10 protein-coding genes and 2 tRNA genes are annotated in these 11,087 nt (G+C 37.4%); all 12 read left to right on the top strand.

Annotation, left to right across the window (positions count from 1 at the left end):
* Positions 1–20 precede the first annotated feature (20 nt).
* Positions 21–590 carry an aminoacyl-tRNA hydrolase gene (gene pth, locus O3627_RS10360; protein ID WP_049552984.1) on the top strand — a complete coding sequence of 190 codons (570 nt, stop codon included), beginning with the start codon at positions 21–23 and terminating at the stop codon, positions 588–590.
* Entirely contained in the window at positions 583–4,086 is a 3,504-nt protein-coding gene (mfd, locus tag O3627_RS10365; protein WP_125382948.1) for a transcription-repair coupling factor, read from the top strand. The genes pth and mfd overlap by 8 nt, the downstream gene beginning before the upstream one ends.
* 90 nt (positions 4,087–4,176) lie before the next feature.
* Positions 4,177–4,443, top strand: coding sequence for an RNA-binding S4 domain-containing protein (locus O3627_RS10370; RefSeq protein WP_002894302.1), 267 nt, complete (start codon positions 4,177–4,179; stop codon positions 4,441–4,443).
* Positions 4,436–4,804, top strand: a complete 369-nt coding sequence (locus tag O3627_RS10375; RefSeq protein WP_002899511.1) for a septum formation initiator family protein — start codon at positions 4,436–4,438, stop codon at positions 4,802–4,804. Before O3627_RS10370 ends, O3627_RS10375 begins: the two co-directional genes overlap by 8 nt.
* Positions 4,805–4,806: 2 nt before the next feature.
* Positions 4,807–4,935 (top strand): SP_0009 family protein, encoded by a 129-nt coding sequence (locus O3627_RS10380; protein ID WP_002899509.1) that lies wholly within the window; start codon positions 4,807–4,809, stop codon positions 4,933–4,935.
* Positions 4,928–6,211 (top strand): serine hydrolase, encoded by a 1,284-nt coding sequence (locus tag O3627_RS10385; RefSeq protein ID WP_002899508.1) that lies wholly within the window; start codon positions 4,928–4,930, stop codon positions 6,209–6,211. Before O3627_RS10380 ends, O3627_RS10385 begins: the two co-directional genes overlap by 8 nt.
* Positions 6,208–7,485, top strand: coding sequence for a tRNA lysidine(34) synthetase TilS (gene tilS, locus O3627_RS10390; RefSeq protein ID WP_002899506.1), 1,278 nt, complete (start codon positions 6,208–6,210; stop codon positions 7,483–7,485). Before O3627_RS10385 ends, tilS begins: the two co-directional genes overlap by 4 nt.
* A gap of 4 nt (positions 7,486–7,489) precedes the next feature.
* Positions 7,490–8,032, top strand: coding sequence for a hypoxanthine phosphoribosyltransferase (hpt, locus tag O3627_RS10395; RefSeq protein ID WP_032909165.1), 543 nt, complete (start codon positions 7,490–7,492; stop codon positions 8,030–8,032).
* Positions 8,033–8,049: 17 nt separating this feature from the next.
* Positions 8,050–10,029: an ATP-dependent zinc metalloprotease FtsH gene (ftsH, locus tag O3627_RS10400; RefSeq protein ID WP_002894312.1), complete on the top strand. Its 1,980-nt coding sequence runs from the start codon at positions 8,050–8,052 to the stop codon at positions 10,027–10,029.
* A gap of 105 nt (positions 10,030–10,134) precedes the next feature.
* Positions 10,135–10,206: transfer RNA gene (locus tag O3627_RS10405), tRNA-Glu, on the top strand.
* A gap of 5 nt (positions 10,207–10,211) precedes the next feature.
* Positions 10,212–10,285, top strand: a tRNA-Asn gene (locus tag O3627_RS10410).
* Positions 10,286–10,495: 210 nt separating this feature from the next.
* Entirely contained in the window at positions 10,496–10,981 is a 486-nt protein-coding gene (locus O3627_RS10415) for a transcriptional regulator (protein ID WP_002899502.1), read from the top strand.
* The last annotated feature ends 106 nt before the right edge of the window (positions 10,982–11,087 follow it).

Genomic DNA, 11,087 nt, shown 5'->3' on the forward strand with positions numbered 1-11,087 from the left:
GGCTTTTATAAAGGAGAAAAATGGTAAAGTTAATAGTCGGTCTGGGAAATCCAGGAGAAAAATATATCGAAACCAAGCATAATGTTGGTTTTATGCTAGTTGACAAGATTTGTAAAGACCTTGATTTAAAGTTTACAGCTGATAAAATCTTTCAAGCAGATATCGCCTCTACTTTTCTAAATGGTGAAAAAGTTTATTTTGTCAAACCAACTACATTTATGAATGAGAGCGGAAAGGCCGTTCAAGCTTTACTAGCATACTATGGTTTAGATATAGAGGATTTATTGGTCATCTATGATGATTTGGATATGGAAGTTGGTAAGATTCGTTTGCGCAGCAAGGGTTCAGCTGGTGGCCATAACGGTATTAAATCTATTATCAAACACATTGGAAGTCAAGAATTTAAACGGATAAAGATAGGGATTGGCCGTCCTAAAGAAGGCATGACAGTGGTTCACCATGTTCTAGGAAAATTTGATACAGATGATTATATAACAATTCTGAAGACTCTTGATAAGGTTGACAAGGCTGTAAATTATTATTTACAGTCAGGCAATTTTGAACAAACTATGCAGAAATACAATGGATAATAAAATGAACCTGATTGACTTATTTTGTCAAAACCAGCAAATTTCAGATTGGAAGAAAAATCTCCATAAAAACAGCAGACAGTTGATAATGGGATTGTCTGCATCAACAAAAGCAATTACTATAGCGGCTGGATTAGAAGAAGCAGAGAAAATCCTTGTGCTGACTTCTAGTCAAAATGAAGCAGATCGTTTGGCTAGTGATTTGATTTCTTTGTTGGGAGAAGACAGGGTATATACTTTCTTAGCAGATGATACTCCTATAGCAGAATTTGTCTTTGCCTCACAGGAAAAAATATTTTCAAGATTAGATGCTCTGAACTTTTTAATAGACCATCAAAAGTCTGGAATTCTAGTTACTAATGTTGCGGCTAGTAAATTACTCTTGCCTGATCCCATTGATTTTAAAACAACCAACATAAATTTGATAGTTGGACAAGAATATGACCTAAATAATCTTGTAAAGATGTTGTCAAGATCAGGATACAAGAAGGTGTCTCAAGTTTTAAGTCAGGGAGAATATAGTCTAAGAGGAGACATCTTAGACATTTTTGAGCGCTCAGCAGAGGCACCTTATCGCCTGGAGTTTTTTGGAGATGAAATTGATGGTATTCGGATTTTCAATCCAGAAAATCAAACTTCAATTGATAACATAGAAAGTATTTTGATTAAACCTGCTTCTGATATCCTGCTTTCTGAGAAAGATTATGCTCGAGGACGAGAAAATCTGGAAGCTATTTTAGAAAAAGCTGTTGATCCTGCTTTGAAATCTTACTTAGAAGAGCTACTAATAAGTGCCAAAGAGGAGTTCCATCATGCAGATATTCGCAAATTCCTTTCTTATTTTTATCAGAAAGAATGGACTATTTTAGACTACTTGCCTGTTCATAGTCCTGTATTTTTTGATGATTTTCAAAAAATTGTGGATCGACATGCTCAATTTGAACTGGAAACAGCTAGTTTGTTGACAGATGATTTACAAAATTGTAAAGCTTTATCAAGTCAGAAATATTTTGCAGATAAGTACCAAGATTATCGTCAATATAAACCAGCCACTTTCTTTTCAAGCTTTCAAAAAGGTTTGGGAAATCTGAAATTTGATGCTTTGTATCAATTCAATCAGTACCCAATGCAAGAATTTTTCAGTCAATTTCCCTTGCTCAAAGAAGAAATTAATCGCTATAAAAAATCTGGCTATACAATAATCTTACAAGCAAATTCTTCGGCAGGTTTACAAAGTTTACATAAAAATTTACAGGAATATGATATTCATTTAGACTATATAAAAGAGGCTGAGATTCACAAAAATGCAGTTCAGCTTATAGAAGGAAATCTTGTTCAGGGTTTTAATTTCGTAGATGAGAAAATTGTTCTTATTACAGAGTACGAAATTATTCACAAGAAAATAAAACGAAAAATCCGGCGACAGAATATCTCAAATGCCGAACGACTGAAAGATTATAATGAGCTAGAAAAAGGGGATTATGTTGTCCATAATATTCATGGGATAGGACGTTATTTGGGAATAGAAACGATTGAAATATCTGGTGTCCACCGTGATTATCTGACGATTCAATATCAAAATTCTGATCGTATTTCGATTCCTGTTGACCAGATTGATCTCCTATCAAAGTATGTTGCCAGCGATGGAAAAACACCTAAGGTAAATAAGCTTAATGACGGTCGTTTCCAGAAGAGTAAGCAAAAAGTTCAGCATCAGGTTCAGGATATTGCGGATGATTTGATTAAACTATATGCTGAACGCAGCCAGCTAAAAGGTTTTGCTTTCTCAGCGGATGATTCTAATCAAGAGGAATTTGATAATGATTTTCCCTATGTTGAAACAGAGGACCAGCTAAGAAGTATTCAGGAAGTGAAGAAGGATATGGAAAGCAGTCGTCCGATGGACCGGCTCTTAGTTGGTGATGTAGGCTTTGGAAAAACAGAAGTAGCTATGCGGGCTGCTTTTAAGGCTGTCAACGATCATAAACAGGTGGCTGTATTAGTACCAACAACGGTTTTAGCCCAGCAGCACTATACTAACTTTAAAGAACGCTTTAATGATTTTGCGGTCAATATCGAGGTACTCAGCCGTTTCAGGAGTAAGGCAGAACAAAAACAGACTTTGGATAAGCTGCAGAAGGGACAGGTTGACATTATCATTGGAACCCACCGACTATTATCCAAAGATGTAGAATTTGCAGATTTAGGTTTAATCATCATTGATGAAGAGCAGCGTTTTGGAGTTAAGCACAAGGAAACATTAAAGGAATTGAAAAAGAAAGTTGATGTCCTGACCTTGACAGCAACTCCTATTCCTCGAACTCTTCATATGTCTATGCTGGGGATCCGCGATTTGTCAGTTATTGAGACACCGCCTACCAATCGCTATCCTGTTCAAACCTATGTTTTAGAAAGCAATCCTACAGTGATTCGAGAAGCTGTCTTACGTGAAATAGACCGAGGTGGACAGGTTTACTACCTTTACAACAAGGTTGACACAATCGAACAGAAAGTTTCAGAATTAAGAGAGTTAATCCCAGAAGTTTCTATAGGCTATGTTCATGGTCAAATGAGTGAGATTCGTTTAGAAAATACTTTACTGGATTTCATCAATGGAGAATACGATATTTTGGTGACCACAACCATTATTGAAACTGGAGTTGATATCCCAAATGCCAATACTTTGTTTGTAGAAAATGCTGACCACATGGGGCTGTCAACCTTGTATCAACTTCGTGGACGGGTTGGACGCAGTAATCGGATTGCCTACGCTTATCTGATGTACAGACCAGATAAGATCTTAACAGAAGTTTCTGAAAAGCGTCTAGAGGCTATCAAGGGATTTACAGAGTTAGGTTCTGGATTTAAGATAGCCATGCGAGATTTGTCTATTCGGGGGGCTGGAAATATCCTAGGAAGTATGCAATCTGGCTTTATTGATTCTGTTGGTTTTGAGATGTACTCACAGCTTCTAGAAGAAGCCATTGCTAAAAAGCAGGGCAGAGAAAACAAGCGTCAAAAAAGCAATGCAGAGATTAATCTGCAGATTGATGCCTATCTTCCTAATGACTATATTTCTGATGAAAGACAGAAAATTGAAATTTACAAGAGGATTCGTGAGATTGACAGCCGTGTAAATTATGAAAATCTACAGAATGAATTGATTGATCGCTTTGGGGAATATCCTGATGTTGTAGCCTATTTATTGGAGATTGGACTTGCTAAGTCTTATTTAGATCAGGCTTTTGTAAAGTCAGTGGAACGCCAGCAGAATGCAGTAAGTATTCATTTTGAGAAGATTTCGCAGCAGCTTTATCTGACGCAGGACTATTTTGAAGCACTTTCGATGACGAATTTAAAGGCTCGAATTGGTGAAAAAAATGGCTTGATTGAAGTAATTTTTGATGTGAGGAACAAAAAAGATTATGAGATTTTAGAAGGTCTGGTTAATTTTGGAGAAAAGATGCTGGAAATTAAACAGCGCAAGGCAGAATAAAGGTTACAATTCAGTGAAGTTTGGCTTTTTAAGCTCTATTTTTCTCAAAAAATGGTAGAATAATAAATTAAGAGAAAATGAGGTAATAGGATGAGATTAGATAAATATTTGAAAGTGTCACGGATTATCAAGCGACGTCCAGTGGCTAAAGAAGTAGCTGACAAGGGTCGGATAAAAGTGAACGGTATCTTGGCCAAGAGCTCAACAGATTTGAAAGTGGATGACTTGGTTGAAGTACGCTTTGGTAATAAACTCTTGACTGTAAAGGTTCTGGAGATGAAAGACAGTACCAAAAAAGAAGATGCAGCTAAAATGTACGAAATCGTCAGTGAAACAAGGATAGAAGAAGATGCCTAAAAATATCGTCCAACTCAATAATCGTTTTATTCAAGATGAAAATCAACGCCGCAGATATGTGGATCAGGAACGGCGGAAACGTAACCGTTTTATGGGCTGGGTTCTGATTTTGGTGATTCTCTTATTTATTCTACCTACCTATAATTTGTACCAGAGTTATCAAACCTTGCTGCAGCGTCGTGAACAGTATTCTAAACTGCAGGAGAAATATCAGACGCTCAGCGAAGAAAAGGTCTATCAATCTGATATAGCAACAAAGTTAAAAGATGACAGCTATGCTGCTAAGTATGCACGCGCTAAATACTCTTTTTCAAAAGAGGGTGAGTACATTTATACTATCCCAGATTTATTACCACAGTAGTTATGGAAGATTTACTAAAAACAATTGAGCAGTTCTTGGAATTTTCAGATGAGAAATTGGAAGAACTGTCTGAAAAAAATCAAGCTTTGAAACTTCAAAAAAATCAAGAGGAAAGGGGAAAACATGCGTAAGTTTTTGTTACTGATATTTTTGCTGCCAGCTTTATTTAGCAGTATCACAGTTATTAGTACCGAAAAAGATTTCGTATTAGACGAGGAAGAAAAATATCATTTTACAAGCACTGCGTATGGACGCTATTATGAAAGCATCCCGACAAATCCTAATGTTTATGAAGAAACTCCTACATTTACAGATTCTACTCTGAGTAAGACTGCTGGAAAGCTAGTTCCAGACCAGCCTATCCAGATAACTGGATTTTATGTAAATGAAGAAGAAGTCCCGATTTTCAAACTGAAAAATGGGCAGTTTGTGATAGCGGATAAAAATACAATTTACGAAGATACTGTCCAGTCAATCGAAGATATCCATCAAGAAATGTGGCTGAAACCCGGTTTTACTCTTTATGATAAAGCCAATATCAACGGAGTTAAAAAAATCAATGCAACAGTAGCTCCATATACAAAAGTAAACATTGTTCAAATTGTCCAGACAGTCAAAGGAACTTATGCCCAGATTGAAGGACAGGGCTGGGTTTCTATGGAATTTCTGGATGAGACTGATAATCGAATGGACAAAGTTCAAGAAATTTTGAGCAGTAAGTACAACAAGGCGGACTATTCTATCTATGTGAAACAGCTGGACACAGGCAAAGAAGCAGGTATCAATCAAGATCAAGAGATGTATTCGGCCAGTGTGACCAAACTGCCTTATCTTTACTATGTGCAGGAACAGCTGGATCAGAAAAAACTTTCGTTAGATCAGAAGTTCAAGTATATTGGAGCAGTCAATGATTTTGCAGGTGCTTACGAACCAGAAGGAAGTGGCAGCATTGCTAAGTCAGCTGATGACAAGGAATATTCAGTTCAGGATTTGATTAATCGAGTGGCCAAAGAATCAGATAATGTCGCCCACAATATTTTAGGCTATTATGCGACCAATCAATCTGATAAAAATTTTCAGCAGACGATCAACAAAATAGCTGGAAAGAAATGGGATGTGGAAGAAAGACAAGCATCTTCACGTATGGCTGGGAATGTTTTGGAAGCTATCTATGAGCAAAATGGCATGATTATCGATGCCTTGTCTCAGACAAATTATGATAATCAGCGGATTTCTAAAAATATAGATGTTAAAGTGGCTCATAAAATTGGTGATGCCTATGATTTCAAGCATGATGCTGCGATTGTCTATACAGATTCTCCTTTTATCATTGTCATTTTTACTAATAATGCAACCTACGATAATATTTCTCAGATAGCAGACGATGTCTATGGAGTCCTGAAATGATTAAGCAAGAATTTCTTAAAAAAATGCAGGAGAAAAAGTATTTCCAAGACCATCGAAAAGTTTTGATTGCTGTATCAGGTGGACTGGATTCTATGACACTGCTGCAGCTGTTGATTGTTTCTCAAAAAGAACTGGCTATCGAGCTTGCGATTGCTCATGTCAATCACAAACAGCGGCCAGAGTCAGATCAAGAAGAAAAGGCATTGGTAAAGATTGCGGAACAGCTTGGTGTAAAGATTTTTACATCAAGTTTTTCTGGTAATTTTTCAGAAAATGCTGCTCGGCAGTTTCGTTATGATTTTTTCGGGAAAGTGATGCAGGAGGGGCACTATACAGCTCTGGTAACTGCCCACCACGCAGATGATCAAGCTGAGACTGTTTTTATGCGGCTGCTGCGTGGAGCTAGACTTCGTCATCTGTCCGGCATGAAAGCTGTCCAGCCTTTTGCTTGTGGGGAGCTGATTCGTCCTTTGCTTACTTTTCATAAGTCAGACTTTCCGGATATTCAGTATTTTGAAGATAGCAGTAATTTTCAAAATGATTATCTCAGAAATCGAATTCGCAATCTTTATCTGCCGGATCTAGAAAAAGAAAACCCACAATTTAAGGATTCTTTGCGGTATCTGGGAAAGGAAATTGAAGATTGGCAGACCGCTTTGTCTCACTTGACCAGAGATTTAGATATAGAAAATGTCCAAGTCTTTCATCAGCAAATCCCCCAGGTTCAACGTTTTCTATTGCAGAACTATCTCGAAAATTTTCCTGGGCTGAATCTGAGCAAGCAGCAGTTTGAGGAGGTTTTGAACATCCTGCGGACTAAGGCCAATTATCAGCACACTTTGAAAAAAGACTATGAGCTTGTTAAGGATTACCAGCGTTTTGAAATTAAAAAAATCAGTCGTAAGCCCGATTTAAAAATGGATTCAATTTTGTTAGAATTTGAGAATCTGATTGAGTTTGGGCATTATCGATTTTCATTTGGGATTCCTTTGAGCGGTGAAAATATCCAGAAAATTTTTGTTTCGCGTGAAACTTCGCTGACACTCCGTTTCCGAAAAGAAGGAGACAGTATTTTGCTGAATGGTCATCACAAAAAGCTTCGTCGTCTTTTTATTGATAAGAAGGTTTCCTTTGAAGAACGGAATTCATCTGTAATAGTGGAACAAAATCATCAAATTTTAGCAATCTTAAATATTGCTGTCAGTGATTTGAGTAAGGCATTAAAAAGTGATATAATGAGTACTGTACTTTATATTCAGAAAATAGATGGGTAAAATTATGCTAGAACAAGATATCAAAAAAATATTGATTTCCCATGATGAAATCGTGGATGCTGCAAAAAAGCTTGGTCAGCAATTAACCAAAGACTACCAAGGTAAAAATCCAATTTTTGTTGGAATTTTAAAAGGTTCCGTGCCTTTTATGGCTGAGCTAATCAAGCATATTGATACACATATTGAGCTTGATTTTATGTTGGTCTCCAGCTACCATGGTGGTACTGCTAGCTCAGGTGTCATTAATGTTATTAAAGACATTGATCAAGATATCACAGGACGTGATATTTTATTTGTTGAGGATATTATTGATACTGGTCAGACTTTAAAAAATCTGTGCAATTTGTTTAAGGAAAGAAATGCTGCATCAGTAAAAATTGCTACACTTTTGGATAAGCCAGAAGGGCGTATTGTTGAAATCGATGCTGATTATACATGTTTCACAATTCCAAATGAATTTGTTGTTGGATATGGATTAGATTACAATGAGAACTATCGTAATATTCCATATATTGGTATTTTGAAAGAAGAAGTTTATACAAAATAAAGGTTTACTATTAATAGATGAAAAATAAGCAAAACAATGGTTTTATAAAAAATCCATTTCTCTATATTCTGATTATTGTTGTCCTAGTGACAGGGTTTCAGTATTTCTTCTCAGGAGATACTGGCGGTCGCAGTCAGCAAATCAATTACACAGAATTAGTGAAGGAAATTAAGGAAAATAATGTCACGGAGATGAGCTACCAGCCAAATGGCAGTGTCGTCGAGATTTCAGGTACTTACAAAACACCTCAGGAATCAAAAGAAGATACAGGGATTTTATTTTTCACTCCAAACATTTCTAAAGTAGAAAAATTCACAAGTATTATTTTACCGTCAGATATTACAATTTCTGATTTACAAAAATTAGCCTCTGAGCATAACACTGAAATCAGCATAAAGCGCGAAAGTTCAAGCGGAATGTGGATTACAATCCTCACTTCCATCGTTCCTTTTGTGATTGTCATCTTCTTCTTTATGTCCATGATGAATCAAGGTGGTGGCGGCGGTGCTCGCGGTGCCATGAATTTCGGGCGCAATAAGGCGCGTGCTGCTAACAAAGAAGATATCAAGGTTCGTTTCTCGGATGTAGCTGGTGCTGAGGAAGAAAAGCAAGAGCTAGTAGAAGTTGTTGAGTTTTTGAAAGATCGGAAACGTTACACCAAATTAGGTGCTCGTATTCCTGCTGGTGTTCTTCTAGAAGGCCCTCCAGGAACTGGTAAAACCTTGCTTGCTAAGGCAGTTGCTGGAGAAGCAGGTGTTCCTTTCTTCAGTATCTCAGGTTCCGACTTTGTAGAAATGTTTGTTGGGGTCGGAGCAAGCCGGGTTCGTTCTTTGTTCGAAGATGCGAAAAAAGCAGCTCCTGCCATTATCTTCATCGATGAAATCGATGCAGTCGGTCGTCAGCGTGGTGTTGGCCTTGGCGGTGGTAACGATGAGCGGGAGCAAACCCTTAATCAGCTCTTGATTGAAATGGATGGTTTTGAAGGCAATGAAGGAATCATTATCATTGCGGCTACTAACCGTTCGGATGTATTGGATCCAGCCTTGCTGCGTGCTGGCCGTTTTGACAGAAAAGTGTTGGTCGGTCGTCCTGATGTTAAAGGTCGGGAAGCCATTCTTCGTGTTCATGCTAAGAATAAGCCGCTGGCTAAAAATGTTGATTTGAAACTAGTTGCTCAGCAGACACCAGGTTTTGTTGGTGCTGATTTGGAAAATGTTTTGAATGAAGCTGCTTTGGTTGCTGCTCGTCGTAACAAGAAAGTCATTGATGCAGATGATATTGATGAAGCAGAAGACCGGGTAATCGCAGGACCTTCTAAGAAAGATAAGATGGTGTCTGAACGCGATCGTCAAATGGTTGCTTATCATGAAGCTGGACATACTATTGTTGGTTTGGTATTATCAAATGCGCGTGTCGTACATAAAGTAACCATCGTCCCTCGTGGACGCGCTGGCGGATATATGATTGCCCTGCCTAAAGAAGACCAAATGCTTCTATCTAAAGAAGATATGAAAGAGCAATTAGCTGGTCTTATGGGTGGCCGTGTAGCTGAAGAGATTATCTTTAATGTTCAAACAACGGGTGCTTCTAATGACTTTGAACAGGCAACTCAGATGGCCCGCAGTATGGTAACAGAATATGGAATGAGCGAAAAACTTGGTCCGGTTCAATACGAAGGCAATCATGCTATGTTTGGTGCAGCCAGTCCTCAAAAATCAATATCAGAACAGACTGCATATGAGATTGACGAAGAAGTAAGAGAACTTCTTAATGAAGCTCGTAACAAAGCTGCAGAGATTATCCAGTCCCATCGCGAAACTCATAAATTGATTGCTGAAGCGCTTCTTAAATATGAAACTTTGGATAGCAATCAGATTAAATCATTGTATGAAACTGGCAAAATGCCAGAAGAGTCTGAACTTGAATTAGACAAAGAAGCTCATGCGCTTTCTTATGATGAAATTAAAACGAAAATGGAAGAAAAAAGTTCCGAGTAGAAGAAGTTGGAGAAATTCCAACTTTTTTCTCTTTTTCTGAAATAATTATTGACAAAGGAAGAAAAGCTGATATAATGGAATATGTTCTGCATAAGGACAAGAAATGGTCCGTTGGTCAAGGGGTTAAGACACCGCCTTTTCACGGCGGTAACACGGGTTCGAATCCCGTACGGACTATATAATCCGCCATAGCTCAGTTGGTAGTAGCGCATGACTGTTAATCATGATGTCGTAGGTTCGAGTCCTACTGGCGGAGCTAGGTTTAAAAAATCAAATGTGTAAGCATTTGATTTTTTTGCTTTCAGACTTCGCACAATCCTCCCAAATGACTAAATATGTGCCTGAAATGACTTAAAAATAGTTATTCGAGTCAGAAGAGCTCCTGAAAGATGCTTTTTAGAAGAAAGAGTCCACCTTGCTTTCTATTTACAGTAGAATTAAGTCAAGTAAATTTTAAGGAGGAACTATGGATTTTAGAACTACTTATGAGAAGGTGAAATGGATAGTTTGGAAGTGTAAGAAAGATTACTATATACACTTGTGGGAACATAGTGATTGGGATCAAGAAGGAATGTTAGTTTTATACGAACTTCTACTTAAAGAAAAAGGAATTGAAAACGATGAGGAAAAACTCTATCGTTATTTCAAAACAAAATTCAGAAATCATATACATGATAAAATTCGTAAACAAGAAAGCCAAAAGCGCAAATTGGACCGCCAGCCTTATGAAGAAGTGAGTGAGATTGGTCATCGTTTGAAGTCAAAAGAGTTGTTTCTAGATGAGTTAGTTGCCTTCAGAGAAGCGATTGACAATTATAAAAGAACTCTTGATGATGTTGGATTGGATAATTATCAGAGGTTGATGAGCAACGAGCGCTTTAAAGGAAGAAGAGCCATGCTTAAAGATTTAAAAAATCACTTAAAAGATTTTCAAGATAATACGATTTTATAATAATCAAGCTTGATGAGTCGCTATCTGTTTTAATAGAATGGGTTCGACTATCAAGTTTTTTTATCAAGAAAAAATAAAAAAATTGGAAAAAGGTATTGACAGGTAG

Origin of the sequence: Streptococcus sp. 27098_8_82 (assembly GCF_041431615.1) — a bacterium.
In the GTDB taxonomy this organism is placed as follows: Bacteria; Bacillota; Bacilli; order Lactobacillales; family Streptococcaceae; genus Streptococcus; species Streptococcus sanguinis_K.